Genomic DNA, 16,350 nt, shown 5'->3' on the forward strand with positions numbered 1-16,350 from the left:
TCACCGTCGGCGTCGACCACAGATCACACAGGAGTGATAGCCATGCCGCTCACCACCGCTTCCCGCACCCGCCGCGCCCGCCGCGCCGGTGTGGCCGTCACCGCCGCCGCCGGCCTGCTGCTCACCGCGTGCAGCGGTGTGCAGAGTTCGACCGGCGGTGGATCCGGGGACTCCTGGCCGTCGGGCACCGTCGAGATGTACGTCGGCGCCTCGGCCGGCGGCTCCAGCGACCTGATCAGCCGCGCCATCTCCAAGGGCCTGTCCGACGACCTCGGCGCGTCCTTCCCCGTCATCAACCGGGAGGGCGCCAACGGCGCGCTCGCGGCCGCCGAGGTCGCCAAGGCCACGCCGGACGGCTCGAAGATCGCCATCCAGAACGCCTCGCTGTTCACCATCACCCCGCTCGCGGTGGCGCCCGACGAGGTCACCAAGATCGACGACTTCGACGTCGTGCAGGGCGTCTCGCGCGACGACTACGTCCTGGTCACCAACCCGCAGAGCGGCCTGCGCAACCTCGACGACATCAAGCGGGCCACCAAGACCATCCGCTACGGCACCACCGGCGTCGGCACCGGCGCCCAGCTGTCGGCCGCGCTGCTGTTCAAGACCTCCAACGTCAATGCCCAGGCCGTCCCCTTCGACGGCGGCGCCCCGGCGCTGGCCGCGGTGCTCGGCAACCAGGTCGACGTGGCGAGCATCCAGGTCGGCGAGGCGATCGAGAACATCCAGTCCGGCAAGCTGACCCCGCTGGCGGTGTTCGGGCCCGACCGGATCGAGTACCTGCCCGAGGTGCCGACCGCCAAGGAGCAGGGCCTCGACGTCGAGGTGACGCAGTACCGGTTCATGACGGTGCCCAAGGAGACGCCGCAGGACGTCCGCGACAAGCTCGTCGAAGGCATGAAGGCCACCTTCGAGACCGAGGCCTACAAGGACTTCAACAAGCAGAACAGCCTGACTCCGATGGAGCTCTCCGGTGACGAGGTGCTCGCCCAGCTCAAGGAGGATCAGCAGCGCTACGCCGACCTGGTCGAGCAGTACGACATCAATCTCCGCAACGAGGGCTAGCCCGTGAACTCCACCGCCAAGGGACCGGCCGAGGACGGCGGCGCCGTCGAGGCGCCGCACCCCGATCACCCGCACACCCGCGACATCCTCGCCGAGATCGAGGCCGAGGTCGCCCACGAGCTGGAGGAGGACCGCCCGCCGCAGGGCGGTCCGCTCTACCAGACCGTCGGCGCACTGGTCGGGATCGCGATCGGGGTCGGCGGTGCTGTGCTGGCCTGGGGGTACGGACTCGGATCGCCGGCCGAGCCGGGTCCGGGCCTGTGGCCGTTCCTCGTCAGCATCGTGATCGCGGTGCTGTCGGCGATCCTGCTCGTGGTGGGCCGCGGCCTCGGCGACAGCGAGGCGTTCACCCGCAGCAGCTGGCTGCCGGTGGCGGGCATCGTCACCTTCGTCGCGTTCGGTCTGCTGTTGCCGCTCACCGGCTTCGAGATCCCCGCGCTGGTGCTTTCGGTCATCTGGCTGCGCTTCCTCGGCGGGGAGAGCTGGCGCAACACCGTGGTGATCAGTGTGGTGACGGTGACCGTCTTCTACTTCCTGTTCCTCTACGGGCTGCGAATTCCGTTGCCGCACCTGATCAACTTCTGAGAATCGACCGAATCCATGGACTTCACCGCGTTTCTCGACGGGTTCGCCCTCGTCGTCGAGCCGAAGAACCTGCTGTACTGCCTGGCGGGCGTGCTGATCGGGATGATCATCGGCGTGCTGCCGGGCCTTGGCCCCGCGGCGACGATCGCCATCCTGCTGCCGATCACCTACACCATCGACCCGGTGTCGGCGATCATCATGCTGGCCGGCATCTACTACGGCGCCCAGTACGGCGGCACCATCACCTCGGTGCTGCTCCGGCTGCCCGGTGAGGCGTCCTCGGTGGTCACCGTGTTCGACGGGTTCGCGCTGGCGAAACAGGGCAAGGCAGGCACCGCGCTGGGCATCGCGGCCATCGGATCCTTTGTCGGCGCGACCATCTCGATCGTCGGCCTGACCCTGCTGGCCCCGGTGGTCGCCAGCGTCGCGCTGGATTTCGGGCCGCCGGAGTACGCGGCGCTCGCCCTGCTCGGCGTCCTGCTCGTCGCGACGATCGGCAGCGGCAACAAGCTCAAGGCACTGATCGCGGGCACGATCGGCCTGCTGCTGGCCACCGTCGGCCGTGACAGCTTCAGCGGCGCAAGTCGTTTCACGTTCGACAGCCTGCAGCTCGCCGACGGCATCGACTTCGTGGTGGTCGCCATGGGCCTGTTCGGTGTCGGCGAGATCCTCTACAACCTCGAGCAACGTCACCGCAAGGTGCAGCCACCGACCAAGGTCGGCAACGTCTGGCCGTCGAAAGCGGAGCTCAAGCAGTCCTCGGGTGCCATCGGCCGCGGGTCGATCATCGGCTTCGTGCTGGGCGTGCTGCCCGGCGGCGGTGCGGTGTTGTCCTCGATCGTGGCCTATGCCACGGAGAAGCGCCGCTCCAAGACCCCCGAGCGGTTCGGTCGCGGCGCGATCGAAGGCGTGGCCGCACCCGAGACCGCGAACAACGCGGCGGCGACGTCGTCGTTCATCCCACTGCTGACCATCGGTCTGCCGGCCAACGCGACGATGGCGATGCTGTTCGGCGCCTTGCTGATCCTCGGCGTCTCGCCCGGCCCGCAGCTCGTCACCGAGCACCCCGACGTGTTCTGGGGCGTCATCAACTCGATGTACATCGGCAACATCCTGCTGTTGATCCTGTCGATCCCGCTGGTCGGGCTCTTCGTGCGGATCCTGCGGGTGCGCCCGGCGATCCTGGCGCCGATCACCGCGCTCATCACCATCCTCGGCGTCTACACGATCAACAACTCGGTCTTCGACATCTACCTGATGGTGGCCTTCGGCGTGATCGGCTACCTGATGAAGAAGGCCGGCTTCGATCCAGGCCCGATGGTGCTGGCGTTCGTGCTCGGATCCATCATCGAATCCAGCACGCGCCGTTCGCTGCTCATCTTCGGCGGCGACGCGACGGGCTTCTTCACCCGGCCCATCTCCGGGGTGATCCTGGCCATCTTCATCCTGCTGATCGCGCTGCCCGTGATCCGGCACCTGATGTCGGCGCGGAAGGCCAAGGTCGAATCCGCGCATCCCGCAGACAAAGTGGGCGTCTGAGCTACCGTCCGGCGGCCAGCCGCCTTCGGGTGTTGCCCAGGTGCAGCCGCATCGCGGCGCGGGCGGTGTCGGGTTCGCCGGCCAGCACCGCGGCCGCGATGTCGTCGTGCTCGCGCTGCACCCGCGCGGCATGGCCGGCGTCGGTGATCGAGTACTCGGCGCCGAGCCGGGTGCGCGGCAGCATGATCATCATCGGGCCCAGTGAGTCGAGCAGTTCCAGGCAGAAGCGGTTCGCGCTGACCGCCGCGACGGCCCGGTGGAAGCGGAAGTCGGCCTCGACGGCGTCCTCGGGCGCAGCCGCGACGAAGGCCGCCAGCGCCGACCGGATGGTCTCGCGGCCTGCGTCGTCGATGCGGGCGGCGGCCAGTGCGGCCGTCTCGGACTCCACGCCGAGCCGGAAGTCCACCATGTCGAGCACGTCGCGGTGGGTGCGCAGTGCTGCGGACTCGACGGTGAACGACGTGGGCTCGGGCACGGCGAGCACGAACGACCCACGGCCCTGGAATGTTTCGACCAGACCCTCGGCACGCAGCCGGGTGACGGCCTCACGAACCACCGTGCGCGACACCCCGAACTCCTCGATCAGCTCGGCTTCGGAGGGCAGCTTGTGGCCGGGCAGGAGGGCGCCGGTGAAGATCTTGTCCTTCAGCCCGGCGACCACCCCGGCCGCCAATGTCGTCGTCACGGATAGATCATCGCGTACCGAACGACGCGGACTCCTTGGTCAGCGCCCGCATCCGGTCGCTCAGGGTGAAGCCGAGGCCGGGCCGCTCCGGCAGCCACATCCGGCCGTCGCGGATCTCGATGCGCTCGTCGAACAGCGGGTTGAGCCATTCGAAGTGCTCGACCCACGGCTCGGTGGGGTACGCCGCGGCCAGGTGCAGGTGGATCTCCATCGCGTAGTGCGGCGCCAGGGCCAGCCCGGCCTGGGAGGCCAGCGTCGCGAAGCGCAGGAACGGCGTGATGCCGCCGATCCGAGGGGCGTCGGGCTGCACGATGCCGCGGTACCCGGCGTCGAGCAGCGCCAGGTGCTCGGGCACCGAGGTGAGCATCTCGCCGGTGGCGATCGGGGTGTCGAAGGTGTGGCTGAGGTCGGCGTGACCGACGGCGTCCCAGGCGTCCAGCGGCTCCTCGATCCAGATCAGGTCGAAGCGCTCGAGCTCACGGCACATCCGGCGGGCGCGGGCCCGGTCCCACTGCTGGTTGGCGTCCACCATCAGCGGGGCGTCACCGAGGTGTTCGCGCATGGTGGCCACCCGGTCGAGGTCGGTCTGCCAGTCGGGCTGACCGACCTTGATCTTGATGCCGCCGATGCCCGATTCGAGCGACGCGGTGGCCTTCTCCTTGATCTCGTCGACCGAGGCCTGCAGGAAGCCGCCGGAGGTGTTGTACACCCGGCAGGAATCGCGGTGCGCACCGAGCAGCTTGGCCAGCGGCAGGCCGGCCCGGCGCGCCTTGAGGTCCCACAGCGCGACGTCGAGCGCCGCGATCGCCTGGGTGGCGACGCCCGAGCGGCCCACCGACGCGCCCGCCCACAGCAGCGACTGGTAGATGCGGTCGATGTCGGACGGGTCCTGGCCGAGCGCGGTGTCGGCGATCTCGGCCAGGTGGGCGTACTGCGCCCGGCCGCCCGCCCGCTTCGAATAGCTGAATCCCATGCCCTCGTGGCCGTCCTCGGTGACGACCTCGACGAACAGCAGCACGGTCTCGGTGAGCGGCTTCTGCCGCCCGGTGAGCACCTTGGCGTCGCTGACCGGGTTGTCGAGCGGCAGGACGACGTGGGAGAGCGTGAGGTGGCGGATGCGGTCGGACATCAGGAACTCCTGGAGGCGTAGACATATGACGAGTTGCCAACTCATCATACATGTTGTGTGGGCCGGGTAACAGGTCCGCGTCGCGGTGTTTGGCCCCCCGCGGGCAGAGGGAAGGCTTCCGGGCGATGACTTCAGACATCGACATCTCAGACATCGACACCCCGGACATCCGCAACCTCGCGGCGTTCGGCGACCACTGGCACGGCTTCTGGCAGAACAGCCTCGGCCACTGGCTGGCCACTAAGGGCCTGCACATCCTGCTGGTCCTGGTGTTCGTGGTGATCGCAACCCGGGTCATCCGCTACGTCGCAAAGCGGATCAGCAACCGGTTGAGCCGGATCGACGACAGCGACGCCGTGGTGCGCTCGGAGAGCGTCAAACACCGGCAGGCGCTCGCCTCGGTGATCTCGTCGGTGGCGATCGCCGTGCTCTACGTGATGGTCGCGGTCGACATCGCCAACCAGATGGGCCTTCCGGTCGGATCGCTGGTGGCGCCGGCCGCGGTGCTCGGCGCGGCGCTCGGTTTCGGCGCCCAGCGCATCGTCCAGGACCTCCTCTCCGGCTTCTTCGTCATCACCGAGAAGCAGTACGGCTTCGGTGATCTGGTGGAGCTCACCGTGAACGGCGGCGGGACCGCGCAGGGCACGGTCGAGGACGTCACCCTGCGGGTGACGAAGCTGCGCACAGCCGACGGCGAGATGTACACCGTGCCCAACGGTCAGATCGTCAAGGCGCTGAACCTGTCCAAGGACTGGGCGCGCGCGGTCGTCGACGTCCCGGTGCCGGCGTCGGCGGACCTCAACCACGTCAACGAGGTGCTCCGCAACGTCTCGGGCGCCGCGATGAAGGACGACGGCCTCCCGGACCTGCTGCTCGACGAGCCCGCGCTGATGGGCGTCGAGAGCATGGAACTCGACACCGTCAACCTGCAGATGGTGGCGCGCACGCTGCCGGGCAAGCAGTTCGAGGTGAGCCGCAGGCTGCGCTCACTGATCGTGGACGCACTCCGCCGCGAGGGCATCGCGACGAAGGCGCCGGTCGGCGCGGGCGCTAGCCGAAACTGATCACCTGACGCACCGCTTCGCCCTCGGCGAGACGGTCCATGCCGGAGTTGATCTCGTCGAGGGTGATGGTGGACGACACCAGTGACTCCACCGGCAGCCGCCCCGAACGCCACAGGTCGACGAACACCGGGATGTCGCGGGCGGGCACCGCCGAACCCAGGTAGCTGCCGATGAGCGACCTGCCCTCGGCGACGAACCCCAACGGCGACAACGTGATCCGCGCGTCTGGCCGCGGCAGGCCGACGGTCACGGTGCGGCCGCCCGGCGCGGTCAGCGCGACCGCGGTCTCCAGCGCAGCGGGGTGGCCGACCGCCTCGACCACCACCGTCGCCTTGAGGTTCTGCTCGGCGGCCTGCTCAGGGGTGTAGGCCTCGTGGATTCCCATTGCGCGGGCCCGGTCCAGCTTGTCGTCGAGTTGGTCGATGCCGACCACGCGGACGTCGTCGTGGGCCAGTGCGGTGATCACCGCGGCCATGCCCACTCCGCCGAGGCCGACCACGGCGACGGTCTGGCCGGGCTGCGGCCGTCCCACGTTCAGCACGGCGCCGCCGCCGGTGAGCACGGCGCAGCCCAGCAGCGACGCGACGACCGGCGGGACGTCGGCATCGACGGGGACCACCGAGTGCCGGTCGACGACGGCGTGGGTGGCGAAGCCGGAGACACCGAGATGGTGGTGCACCGGCCGGCCGTCGCGGCTCAGCCGGATGTCACCGTGCATCAGCGTGCCCGCGGCGTTGGCGGCGCTGCCCGGCTCGCACGGGGTGAGGCCGTCGGTCGCGCAGGCTGGGCAGTGTCCGCAGCGAGGCAGGAACGTCATCACCACCCGCTGGCCGACGGCGAGGTCCGAGCCGCCGGGACCGACCTGCTCCACCACACCGGCCGCCTCGTGACCGAGCAGCATCGGCACCGGTCGCACCCGGTTCCCGTCGACCACGGACAGGTCGGAGTGGCAGAGCCCGGCGGCCTCGATGCCGATGAGCAGCTCGTCGGGGCCCGGCGGCGCGAGGTCGAGGTCGCTGATGGTCAGTGGGGTCGACTCGGTGTAGGGCCTCGGACGCCCGATCTCCTCGAGCACCGCGCCGCGGATGCGCACTGTCATGTCCACCAGACTGCCCGACTGCGAGACTGCTACCCATGCCGACCGACCTCACCAGTCGCGACTTCCCGGTGCACTGGCCGGTGCTGACCCGCTGGACCGACAACGACATGTTCGGCCACCTCAACAACGCGGTGTACTACGCGCTGTTCGACACCGCGATCAACGCGTGGATCACCACCACGATCGGGGTCGATCCGCTCGAGGCGCCGTGGCTGGGCGTGGTCGCCGAGTCGGGCTGCCAGTACTTCGCGGAGCTCAAGTTCCCCGACCCGCTGACCGTCGGCCTGGCCGTCACGAGGATCGGCACCAGCAGCGTCACCTACCGGCTCTCGCTGTTCCCCGCGGCGGGCGGCGACGTGCCGGTCGCGGCCGTCGGGCACTGGGTGCACGTCTACGTCGACCGCGAGGCACGCCGCCCGATCCCGATCCCCGATCCGATCCGGGATCTGCTCGAAACTGCTCGCGTGCCGTCGGACTGACGCTCGCTATGCTCGCCCGATGCCGCTGGTGAGCAAGACCGTCGAGGTGTCGGCCCCCGCTGAGGCGATCCTGGGGATCGTCCGCGACTTCGAGAAGTACCCCGAGTGGAATCCCGAGATCAAGGGCTGCTGGATCCTGGCCCGCTACGACGACGGGCGGCCGAGCCAGCTCCGCCTCGACGTCGAGGTGCAGGGCCAGGCGGGCACGTTCATCACCGCCGTCTACTACCCCGGCGAGAACGAGATCTTCACGATGCTGCAGCAGGGCGACCACTTCGACAAGCAGGAGCAGAAGTTCTCCGTGGTGCCGATGGGGCCGACGTCGCTGCTCACCGTCGACCTCGACGTGGAGACCAAGCTCGCCATCCCGAAGCCGATGGTGAAGAAGGCGATCGGCGACACCATCGACTACCTCGCCGACAACCTCAAGGCGCGCGCCGAGCAGCTCTCGGCCTGACTCAGCTCAGCTCCACAGCCCGATCTCCTCAAGCCGCGCCATCAGCCGCCGGGCGCCGTCGGTGAACTGCGCGTCGGTCAGGCGCACGACGGTCTCGGCGTCGCGCCGGCGCAGCGCCGCGGTCACCGCCCGGTGGTTGGCCACCGCCCGCTCGCCCCACTGCGGGTCGTTGGCGTAGAACAGCGGCGGCAGATTGCGGGCCGCATGAAGCAGGAACCACGCCAGCTTGATCCGTCCGGTCGACCGGTTGAGCGTCCGGTGGAAGTCGAAGACGGCCTGCGCCACCCGCTCGGGCTCGCGCTCGTCGACCGCCGAGGCCAGCGCGTCGTTGAGCCTGTCCAGCTCGTCGATCTGCGCGTCGGTGATGCGCGCCGCCGCACTCGCCGCGAGTTCCTTGGCGATCGTGGACTGCAGCCAGAAGATGTCTTCGACGTCGGCACGGCTGAGCGGGACGACCACGTGGCCGCGGTGCGGTTCCAGCTGCACCATGCCCTCACCCCGCAACGTCCGCAGCGCCTCGCGCACCGGGGTGATGCTGACGCCCAGCGAAGCGGCCGTCTCGTCGAGCCGGATGAACACGCCAGGACGCAGCGAACCGGACATGATCGCGTACCGCAGGTGGGCGGCCACCTCGTCGGAGAGTTGTTCGCGGCGGACCCGTCGCGTCGGCGCGAGCCGGGGTGTCGCAGGTGCGTTCACGTCGGTCTCCATGGCGGGAGTGTCCGTCTGGCATGGGGTTGTCCCCGAGCCACCGAGGCCATAGTGTGACCGGGGCTACACCATGTTTGATCAAATATCAGCCGTGCGCAACCCACGATCCCCGGAGCACCGCCGTTGAACCAGCTCGACCATCCCGCCCTCACCGAGCAGCCCTATCTGGCCCGCCGGCAGAACTGGGTCAACCAGCTCTCCCGGCATGCGGCCATGCAGCCGGAGGGGACCGCGCTGCGGTTCCTCGGTCACACGACGACGTGGAGTGAGCTCGATCGGCGGGTGACCGCACTCGCGGGCGCACTCGGCCGCCGCGGCATCGGGTTCGGCGACCGGGTGCTGGTGCTGATGCTCAACCGCACCGAGTTCATGGAGTCGGTGCTCGCGGCCAACAAGCTCGGCGCGATCGCCGTGCCGGTCAACTTCCGGATGACGCCGCCCGAGATCGCGTTCCTGGTCGGCGACTGCCAGGCCCGCGTCGTCGTCACCGAATCGGTGCTCGCTCCGGTCGCCACCGCGGTGCGCGACCTCGACCCGACACTGACGACGGTGATCGTGGCGGGCGGCAGCACCGACGCCGACACCGTGCTCGGCTACGACGACCTGCTCGACGACGCCGGTGATCCGCCTGCGCCGGTCGACATCCCCAACGATTCACCCGCCCTGATCATGTACACCTCGGGCACCACGGGCAGGCCGAAGGGCGCGGTGCTGACCCACAACAACATCACCGGCCAGGCGATGACCAACCTCTTCACGGTCAGCCCGGACATCAACAACGACGTCGGCTTCATCGGTGTCCCGCTGTTCCACATCGCCGGGGTGGGAAACATGAGCAGCGGCCTGCTGCTCGGCCTGCCGACCGTGATCTACCCGCTGGGCGCCTTCGATCCCGGCGCGCTGCTCGACGTGCTCGCGGCGGAGAAGGTCACGTCCATCTTCCTGGTGCCCGCCCAGTGGCAGGCGGTGTGCGCCGAACAGCGGTCCAGGCCACGGACGGTGAAGCTGCGGGTGCTGTCCTGGGGAGCCGCCCCGGCGTCGGATACTCTCCTGCGCGACATGTCAGAGATGTTCCCGGGCACCCAGATCTACGCGGCTTTCGGTCAGACCGAGATGTCGCCGGTGACGTGCATGCTGCTGGCGCAGGACGCGCTGCGCAAGCTCGGTTCGGTCGGCAAGGTGATCCCCACCGTCGCCGCCCGCGTGGTCGACGAGGACATGAACGACGTCCCGACCGGGCAGGTGGGTGAGATCGTCTACCGCGCGCCGACCCTGATGGCCGGCTACTGGAACAACCCGAAGGCCACCGCCGAGGCGTTCGAGGGCGGCTGGTTCCACTCCGGCGATCTCGTGCGCCAGGACGACGAGGGCTACATCTGGGTGGTCGACCGCAAGAAGGACATGATCATCTCCGGCGGCGAGAACATCTACTGCGCCGAGGTGGAGAACGCGCTCGCCGCCCACCCCGCCATCGCCGAGGTGGCCGTGATCGGGCGGGCACACGAGAAGTGGGGTGAGGTGCCGGTGGCCATCGTGGCGGTCGGGGCGGCGGTGACCGAGCAGGGTCCCACGCTCGCGGATCTCGACGGTTTCCTCACCGAACGGCTGGCGCGTTACAAGCACCCGAAGGCCCTGGAGATCGTCGACGCGCTCCCTCGCAACCCCGCCGGCAAAGTGCTCAAGACAGAACTGCGCGCCCGGTTCGCCGGCCAGCAATCTACTGACGCGGGCGAAAGTTCTTCTGCGACAACAGTTTCTGCCGCCTCTGGAGAGAGCTAGCCAAAGGTGATGCGTTTGCTAACAGTTGAAGGCTCAATCCGGCCGATGCGGTCCGCGACCAGGAATTCATCGGGTACAGTCCGGTGGTCTTGCTTACTACCGTTGGGTAGGGAGATCGACGTCACACGTGCGGGGACGGGACAAGGAGGGGGCGTGCGACAGGAATTGCCGTTGCGCCATGACGAAGCGGGTTCCGTCGTGGGAGTGCACTGGTGACGGCCAGTTCCGGCAGTCTGACGGGTTACGTACGTGACCAGGCCAGGCCGGTTCTGGAAGCGGTCGGCGGCTTCGTCCGCATGTGCGTGCTCACCGCCCGGGCAACCTTCAAGACGCCGTTCCAGGGACGCGAGTTCGTCCTGCAGGGCTGGTTCCTGATGCGGGTGGCGTTCCTGCCCACCATCGCGGTCGCCATCCCGCTGACCGTGCTCATCATCTTCACGCTGAACATCCTGCTGGCCGAGTTCGGCGCCGCGGACATCTCGGGTGCCGGCGCCGCGCTCGGCGCCGTCACGCAGCTCGGGCCGCTGGTGACCGTGCTGGTGGTCGCGGGCGCGGGTTCCACGGCCATCTGCGCCGACATCGGCGCCCGCACCATCCGCGAGGAGATCGACGCCCTCGAGGTCCTCGGCATCGACCCGATCCACCGGCTCGTCGTGCCCCGGGTGCTCGCCTCGACCTTCGTGGCGTTCCTGCTCAACGGCGCCGTCATCACCATCGGCCTGGTGGGCGGCTTCATCTTCGGCGTGTACATCCAGAACATCTCGGCGGGCGCCTACGTGTCGACGCTGACGCTGGTCACCGGACTGCCCGAGGTGCTCATCTCGATCGTCAAGGCGCTTACCTTCGGCCTGATCGCCGGTCTGGTGGGCTGCTACCGCGGACTCACGGTGTCCGGCGGCGCCAAGGGCGTGGGCACGGCCGTCAACGAGACGCTGGTGCTCTGCGTGATCGCCCTCTTCGCCGTCAACGTCGTGATGACCACCATCGGCGTGCGTTTTGGAACGGGGCGCTGACATGGCCACCAAGACTCAGGGACATTCGGAGACCGGAACCGTTCTGCGGCAGCGCTTCCCGCGGGGCGTCGCCCGGGCCGAGAAGATCGCCAGCGCACCGGCGCGCGGACTCGACAGCATCGGGCACGTCGCGTGGTTCGTCGTCACCTCGGTCGGCTCCATCGGTCACGCGCTGCGGTTCTACCGCAAGGAGATGCTGCGCCTGATCGCCGAGATCGGCATGGGCACCGGCGCGATGGCCGTGATCGGCGGAACGGTGGCGATCGTCGGTTTCGTGACCCTGTCCGGCGGCTCGCTGATCGCCATCCAGGGTTTCGCGTCGCTCGGCAACATCGGCGTCGAGGCGTTCACCGGGTTCTTCGCCGCACTGGTCAACGTCCGCATCGCCGCACCCGTGGTGTCCGGCCAGGCACTGGCCGCGACCGTGGGCGCGGGCGCCACCGCCGAACTGGGCGCCATGCGCATCGCCGAGGAGATCGACGCCCTCGAGGTGATGGGCATCAAGTCCATCTCCTACCTGGTGTCCACCCGGATCATGGCCGGCTTCGTGGTGATCATCCCGCTGTACGCGATGGCGATCATCATGAGCTTCCTGTCCGCGCAGATCACCACGACGTTGTTCTACGGCCAGTCGACCGGCACCTACGAGCACTACTTCCGCACCTTCCTGCGGCCGGACGACGTGATGTGGTCGTTCGTGCAGGCGATCATCATCTCGGTGATCGTCATGCTGAACCACTGCTACTACGGCTACTTCGCCAGCGGCGGCCCGGTGGGCGTCGGAGAGGCGGTCGGCCGGTCCATGCGGGCCTCCCTGATCGCGATCGTGCTGGTGGTCCTGTTTGCTTCGTTGGCGCTGTACGGCACCGACCCGAACTTCAACCTGACGGTGTAGCCATGACCGCTCCCATCAACACGCCCAAGACACCGCCGTACAAGCTCGCCGGCCTGGTGCTGGTGCTGATCGCCGCGGTGGTGGTCACGCTGGTCTGGTTCCAGTTCCGCGGTGACTTCGCCCCCCGCGAGCAGCTCACCATGATGTCCTCGCGCGCCGGCCTCAACCTCGACCCCGGTAACAAGGTGACCTACAACGGCGTCGAGATCGGCCGGGTCGCCGAGGTCGAGGCCGAGAGCGTCGGCGAGGAACCCCGCGCCAAGATCCTGCTCGAGGTCGAGCCCAAGTACATCGACCTGATCCCGCAGAACGTCAACGCCGACATCTCCGCGACCACCGTGTTCGGCAACAAGTACGTGTCGTTCTCGACGCCGGAGAATCCGTCGAAGCAGCGGATCAGCAGCTCCGACGTGATCGACGTGACGAAGGTGACCACCGAGTTCAACACGCTGTTCGAGACCGTGGTCGACGTCGCCCAGCAGGTCGACCCGATCAAGCTGAACCAGACGCTGACCGCGGCGGCCGAGGCGCTCCAAGGGCTCGGCGACCGCTTCGGTGAGTCGGTGATCAACGGCAACGAGATCCTGGCCGAGATCAACCCGCAGATGCCCGAGATCCGGCGCGACGTCCGAGGGTTGGCCGACCTGGGTGAGGTGTACGCCGACGCGTCGCCCGACCTGTTCGACGGGCTGGAGAACGCGGTGACCACCGCGCGCACGCTCAATCAAGAGCGCGGCAACCTCGATGCGGCGCTGATGGCCGCGGTCGGGTTCGGCAACACCGGCGGCGAGGTCTTCGAGCGCGGCGGCCCGTACCTGGTGCGCGGCGCGGAGGACCTGGTCCCGACGAGCGAGATCCTCGACGAGTACAGCCCGGCGCTGTTCTGCACCATCCGCAACTTCCACGACGTCGAGCCGAAGATCGCCGCCTCGCTCGGCGGCAACGGCTACTCCCTGCAGACCCACTCCGAGGTGCTCGGCGCCGGCAACCCCTACGTGTACCCGGACAACCTGCCGCGGGTGAACGCCAAGGGCGGCCCCGAGGGCAGGCCGGGCTGCTGGCAGCCGGTCACCCGCGACCTGTGGCCCGCGCCGTACCTGGTGATGGACACCGGTGCCTCCATCGCTCCCTACAACCACATTGAGCTCGGCCAGCCCATCGCCATCGAGTACGTCTGGGGACGCCAGATCGGGGAGAACACGATCAACCCATGAAAATCACCGGTACCGCCATCAAGCTGGGCGCCTTCTCCCTGGTGCTGCTGCTGTTCACCGCGATCATCATCGTGGTGTTCGGGCAGATGCGGTTCGACCGCACCTCGGGATACACGGCGATCTTCTCCAACGCCAGCGGCCTGCGCCCCGGCCAGTTCGTCCGGGCCTCCGGCGTCGAGGTCGGCAAGGTCAAGGACGTCAAGATCATCGACGAGGGCAGCCGCGTCGAGGTGGCCTTCGCCGTCGACCGCTCGCTGCCGCTGTTCGAGGGTTCCACCGCCTCGGTCCGCTACCTAAACCTGATCGGTGACCGGTACCTGGAGCTCAAGCGCGGCGACAGCGACCGGCGGATGCCGTCGGGCGGCACGATCCCGATCGAGCGGACTGAACCGGCACTGGACCTCGACGCGCTGGTCGGCGGATTCCGGCCGCTGTTCCGGGCGCTCGACCCGGACAAGGTCAACAACATCGCCCAATCGATCATCACGATCTTCCAGGGACAGGGCGGCACCATCAACGACATCCTCGACCAGACGGCGTCTCTGACGTCGGCGCTGGCCGACCGCGACCAGGCGATCGGCGAGGTCATCCGAAACCTCAACACGGTCCTCGACACCACGGTCAAGCACCAGAAGCAGTTCGACGAGACGCTGGTGAACTTCGAGAAGCTCATTACCGGCCTGAAGAACCGCGCCGATCCGATCGCCACGTCGGTCGGCGACATCAGCGACGCCGCGGGCACGGTCGCCGACCTGCTGGCCGACAACCGGCCGCTGCTGCAGGACACCGTCGGTTATCTCGAGGCCACCCAGCAGCCGCTGATCGATGACAAGGAGCAGCTCAATGACATCCTGGTCCGGCTGCCGAACGCGTTGAAGATCCTCGGCCGCGCGGGCGGCGTCTACGGCGACTTCTTCAACTTCTATGCGTGCGACGTGACCCTCAAGCTCAACGGCCTGCAGCCCGGTGGCCCGGTGCGCACGGTCAAGGTCTGGTCGCAGCCGTCGGGTAGGTGCACGCCGCAATGAGGACGCTCGAAGGAAGCAACCGGGTCCGCAACGGCCTGATGGGCATGGTCATCCTGGTCCTGGTCATCGGGGTCGGGCAGAGCTTCGCCAGCGTGCCGATGCTCTTCGCGCAGCCGGTGTACTACGCGCAGTTCACCGACACCGCGGGTCTGACCCCCGGTGACAAGGTCCGCATCGCCGGCGTGGACGTCGGCGAGGTCAAAAGGACCGAGATCGACGGCGACAAGATCCGCATCGGCTACACCCTCGGCGGCGTGGAGATCGGCAGCGACAGCCGCGCCGCCATCCGCACCGACACCATCCTGGGCCGCAAGAACCTGGAGATCATTCCCCGCGGCTCGAAGGCGCTACAGGTCAACGGCGTCCTCCCGCTCGGACAGACCACCACGCCGTACCAGGTGTACGACGCGTTCTTCGACGTCACGAAGGCGGCGTCCGGCTGGGACACCGACACGGTGAAGCGGTCGCTGAACGTGCTGTCGGAGACGATCGACCAGACCTACCCGCACCTGAGTGCCGCACTCGACGGGGTGGCCCGGTTCTCCGACACCCTCGGCAAGCGCGACGACCAGCTCAAGGAACTGCTGGCCAACGCCAACAAGATCGCCGGCGTGCTCGGATCGCGCAGCGAGCAGGTCAACCAGCTGCTGGTGAACGCGCAGACGTTGCTGGGGGCGATCAACGAGCGCCAGTACGCCGTCAGCATGCTGCTGGAGCGGGTGTCGGCGTTCTCCGAGCAGGTGAAGGGCTTCATCGACGACAACCCGAACCTGAACAAGGTGCTCGAGCAGCTCCGCACCATCAGCGACATCCTGGTGGAGCGCAAGTTCGACCTGGTCGACGTGCTGACCACACTGAGCAAGTTCACCGCATCGCTGGCCGAGGGCTTCGCGTCCGGTCCGTACTTCAAGGTGATGCTGGTCAACCTGGCCCCGTTCTGGATCCTGCAGCCGTGGGTGGACGCCGCCTTCCAGAAGCGCGGCATCGATCCGCAGAAGTTCTGGCGCGACGCCGGCCTGCCCGCCTACCAGTTCCCGGACCCGAACGGCCAGCGTCAGGACAACGGCGCTCCACCGCCGGCGCCCGCGACGCTGCAGGGCACCCCGGAGTTCCCTGGACCCGCAGTGGTCAAGGGCAGCCCGTGCTCGTACACGCCGCCGGCCGACGGCCTGCCCACGCCGGGCAACCCGCTGCCGTGTGCCGATCTGACGGTCGGACCGTTCGGGGACAACCCGTACGGCCCGAATTACGGACCGCCGAACGTGGCGACGTCGGACCCGAACCCGAACGGCCCCGCTCCGGCGCCGGGGGTGCCGGGCGCTGCCTTCCCCGGTCAGTTCTCGCCGGGGGTCCCGGGTGAACCGCCAGGCCCCTTCGCGCCCGGTCCGCCCGGAGCCCGCTTGGCCCCGCCGACGACTGGTCCGGCCGACCCGTACATCGCGCCCGGTTCGCTGCAGGGTGACGGCACGTCGCCGCTGCCTCCTGCGCTGAACGGTCCGCCGCCACCGCCGGGACCCGGCCAGCAGTTGCCGCCCGTCAACACGGCGCCGCTGCCCGGTAACCCGCCCTTCCTCCCGCCCGGAGCACAAGAATGACGGGGGCCTGACA

The 16,350-nt window shown here is 68.5% G+C and carries 16 protein-coding genes; 12 read left to right on the forward strand and 4 right to left on the reverse strand.

Features of this window, described 5'->3' with window-relative positions; all coding sequences use genetic code 11:
• Positions 1–42 precede the first annotated feature (42 nt).
• The 3 genes from Q2100_RS07425 to Q2100_RS07435 are packed head-to-tail and all read left to right on the forward strand — an operon-like array spanning position 43 to position 3,189.
• Complete coding sequence (locus Q2100_RS07425; protein WP_302913481.1) at positions 43–1,065, forward strand: tripartite tricarboxylate transporter substrate binding protein; 1,023 nt, start codon at positions 43–45, stop codon at positions 1,063–1,065.
• A 3-nt stretch (positions 1,066–1,068) separates the two neighbouring features.
• Positions 1,069–1,650, forward strand: coding sequence for a tripartite tricarboxylate transporter TctB family protein (locus Q2100_RS07430; RefSeq protein ID WP_302913482.1), 582 nt, complete (start codon positions 1,069–1,071; stop codon positions 1,648–1,650).
• Between the two features lie 15 nt (positions 1,651–1,665).
• The gene (locus Q2100_RS07435) at positions 1,666–3,189 is read left to right on the forward strand and encodes a tripartite tricarboxylate transporter permease (protein WP_302913483.1); all 1,524 of its coding nucleotides are present in this window, start codon (positions 1,666–1,668) and stop codon (positions 3,187–3,189) included.
• Between the two features lies 1 nt (position 3,190).
• On the opposite strand, the gene Q2100_RS07440 is transcribed toward Q2100_RS07435, so the two are convergent.
• Positions 3,191–3,874: a FadR/GntR family transcriptional regulator gene (locus Q2100_RS07440; protein WP_264014619.1), complete on the reverse strand. Its 684-nt coding sequence runs from the start codon at positions 3,872–3,874 to the stop codon at positions 3,191–3,193.
• 7 nt (positions 3,875–3,881) lie between these two features.
• The gene (locus Q2100_RS07445) at positions 3,882–5,003 is read right to left on the reverse strand and encodes an L-talarate/galactarate dehydratase (protein WP_302913484.1); all 1,122 of its coding nucleotides are present in this window, start codon (positions 5,001–5,003) and stop codon (positions 3,882–3,884) included.
• 125 nt (positions 5,004–5,128) lie between these two features.
• On the opposite strand from Q2100_RS07445, the gene Q2100_RS07450 reads away from it, so the two are divergent.
• A complete protein-coding gene (locus Q2100_RS07450) occupies positions 5,129–6,067 on the forward strand; it encodes a mechanosensitive ion channel family protein (RefSeq protein WP_302913485.1) in 939 nt (312 codons plus the stop codon).
• Here the strand turns inward: Q2100_RS07450 and Q2100_RS07455 are convergent.
• Positions 6,054–7,166, reverse strand: a complete 1,113-nt coding sequence (locus tag Q2100_RS07455; RefSeq protein WP_302913486.1) for an alcohol dehydrogenase catalytic domain-containing protein — start codon at positions 7,164–7,166, stop codon at positions 6,054–6,056. The two genes, Q2100_RS07450 and Q2100_RS07455, sit on opposite strands and share 14 nt — an antisense overlap.
• Before the next feature lie 35 nt (positions 7,167–7,201).
• Between Q2100_RS07455 and Q2100_RS07460 the strand changes: the two genes are divergently transcribed.
• Together Q2100_RS07460 and Q2100_RS07465 are read left to right on the forward strand one after the other, a co-directional pair.
• Complete coding sequence (locus Q2100_RS07460) at positions 7,202–7,645, forward strand: acyl-CoA thioesterase (RefSeq protein ID WP_302913487.1); 444 nt, start codon at positions 7,202–7,204, stop codon at positions 7,643–7,645.
• Between the two features lie 19 nt (positions 7,646–7,664).
• Positions 7,665–8,102 carry an SRPBCC family protein gene (locus Q2100_RS07465; RefSeq protein ID WP_264014614.1) on the forward strand — a complete coding sequence of 146 codons (438 nt, stop codon included), beginning with the start codon at positions 7,665–7,667 and terminating at the stop codon, positions 8,100–8,102.
• A gap of 6 nt (positions 8,103–8,108) precedes the next feature.
• Here Q2100_RS07465 and Q2100_RS07470 read toward each other — a convergent pair whose 3' ends face one another.
• On the reverse strand, positions 8,109–8,813 hold the full coding sequence (locus Q2100_RS07470; protein WP_302913488.1) for a GntR family transcriptional regulator: 705 nt from the start codon (positions 8,811–8,813) through the stop codon (positions 8,109–8,111).
• Positions 8,814–8,936: 123 nt separating this feature from the next.
• On the opposite strand from Q2100_RS07470, the gene fadD5 reads away from it, so the two are divergent.
• From fadD5 to Q2100_RS07500, 6 genes are all read left to right on the forward strand, one after another.
• Positions 8,937–10,592 (forward strand): fatty-acid--CoA ligase FadD5, encoded by a 1,656-nt coding sequence (gene fadD5 / locus Q2100_RS07475; protein ID WP_302913489.1) that lies wholly within the window; start codon positions 8,937–8,939, stop codon positions 10,590–10,592.
• Positions 10,593–10,804: 212 nt separating this feature from the next.
• A complete protein-coding gene (locus Q2100_RS07480) occupies positions 10,805–11,605 on the forward strand; it encodes an MlaE family ABC transporter permease (RefSeq protein WP_264014610.1) in 801 nt (266 codons plus the stop codon).
• Position 11,606: 1 nt separating this feature from the next.
• On the forward strand, positions 11,607–12,500 hold the full coding sequence (locus tag Q2100_RS07485) for an MlaE family ABC transporter permease (protein WP_302913490.1): 894 nt from the start codon (positions 11,607–11,609) through the stop codon (positions 12,498–12,500).
• Between the two features lie 2 nt (positions 12,501–12,502).
• The gene (locus Q2100_RS07490) at positions 12,503–13,714 is read left to right on the forward strand and encodes an MCE family protein (protein ID WP_302913491.1); all 1,212 of its coding nucleotides are present in this window, start codon (positions 12,503–12,505) and stop codon (positions 13,712–13,714) included.
• Entirely contained in the window at positions 13,711–14,742 is a 1,032-nt protein-coding gene (locus Q2100_RS07495) for a virulence factor Mce family protein (RefSeq protein ID WP_302913492.1), read from the forward strand. The genes Q2100_RS07490 and Q2100_RS07495 overlap by 4 nt, the downstream gene beginning before the upstream one ends.
• Entirely contained in the window at positions 14,739–16,337 is a 1,599-nt protein-coding gene (locus tag Q2100_RS07500; protein WP_302913493.1) for a virulence factor Mce family protein, read from the forward strand. The genes Q2100_RS07495 and Q2100_RS07500 overlap by 4 nt, the downstream gene beginning before the upstream one ends.
• The last annotated feature ends 13 nt before the right edge of the window (positions 16,338–16,350 follow it).

The organism is Mycolicibacterium arseniciresistens (genome assembly GCF_030519285.1).
GTDB lineage: Bacteria > Actinomycetota > Actinomycetes > Mycobacteriales > Mycobacteriaceae > Mycobacterium > Mycobacterium arseniciresistens.

What these genes read in the sequence shown, in the direction of transcription:
- Q2100_RS07500 (WP_302913493.1), top strand. Translation starts at nt 14,739, where the DNA reads ATGAGGACGCTCGAAGGAAGCAACCGGGTCCGCAACGGCCTGATGGGC.
- Q2100_RS07460 (WP_302913487.1), top strand. Translation starts at nt 7,202, where the DNA reads ATGCCGACCGACCTCACCAGTCGCGACTTCCCGGTGCACTGGCCGGTG.
- Q2100_RS07445 (WP_302913484.1), bottom strand. Translation starts at nt 5,003, where the DNA reads ATGTCCGACCGCATCCGCCACCTCACGCTCTCCCACGTCGTCCTGCCG.
- Q2100_RS07425 (WP_302913481.1), top strand. Translation starts at nt 43, where the DNA reads ATGCCGCTCACCACCGCTTCCCGCACCCGCCGCGCCCGCCGCGCCGGT.
- Q2100_RS07485 (WP_302913490.1), top strand. Translation starts at nt 11,607, where the DNA reads ATGGCCACCAAGACTCAGGGACATTCGGAGACCGGAACCGTTCTGCGG.
- Q2100_RS07455 (WP_302913486.1), bottom strand. Translation starts at nt 7,166, where the DNA reads ATGACAGTGCGCATCCGCGGCGCGGTGCTCGAGGAGATCGGGCGTCCG.
- Q2100_RS07495 (WP_302913492.1), top strand. Translation starts at nt 13,711, where the DNA reads ATGAAAATCACCGGTACCGCCATCAAGCTGGGCGCCTTCTCCCTGGTG.
- Q2100_RS07490 (WP_302913491.1), top strand. Translation starts at nt 12,503, where the DNA reads ATGACCGCTCCCATCAACACGCCCAAGACACCGCCGTACAAGCTCGCC.
- Q2100_RS07465 (WP_264014614.1), top strand. Translation starts at nt 7,665, where the DNA reads ATGCCGCTGGTGAGCAAGACCGTCGAGGTGTCGGCCCCCGCTGAGGCG.
- Q2100_RS07470 (WP_302913488.1), bottom strand. Translation starts at nt 8,813, where the DNA reads ATGGAGACCGACGTGAACGCACCTGCGACACCCCGGCTCGCGCCGACG.
- Q2100_RS07435 (WP_302913483.1), top strand. Translation starts at nt 1,666, where the DNA reads ATGGACTTCACCGCGTTTCTCGACGGGTTCGCCCTCGTCGTCGAGCCG.
- Q2100_RS07450 (WP_302913485.1), top strand. Translation starts at nt 5,129, where the DNA reads ATGACTTCAGACATCGACATCTCAGACATCGACACCCCGGACATCCGC.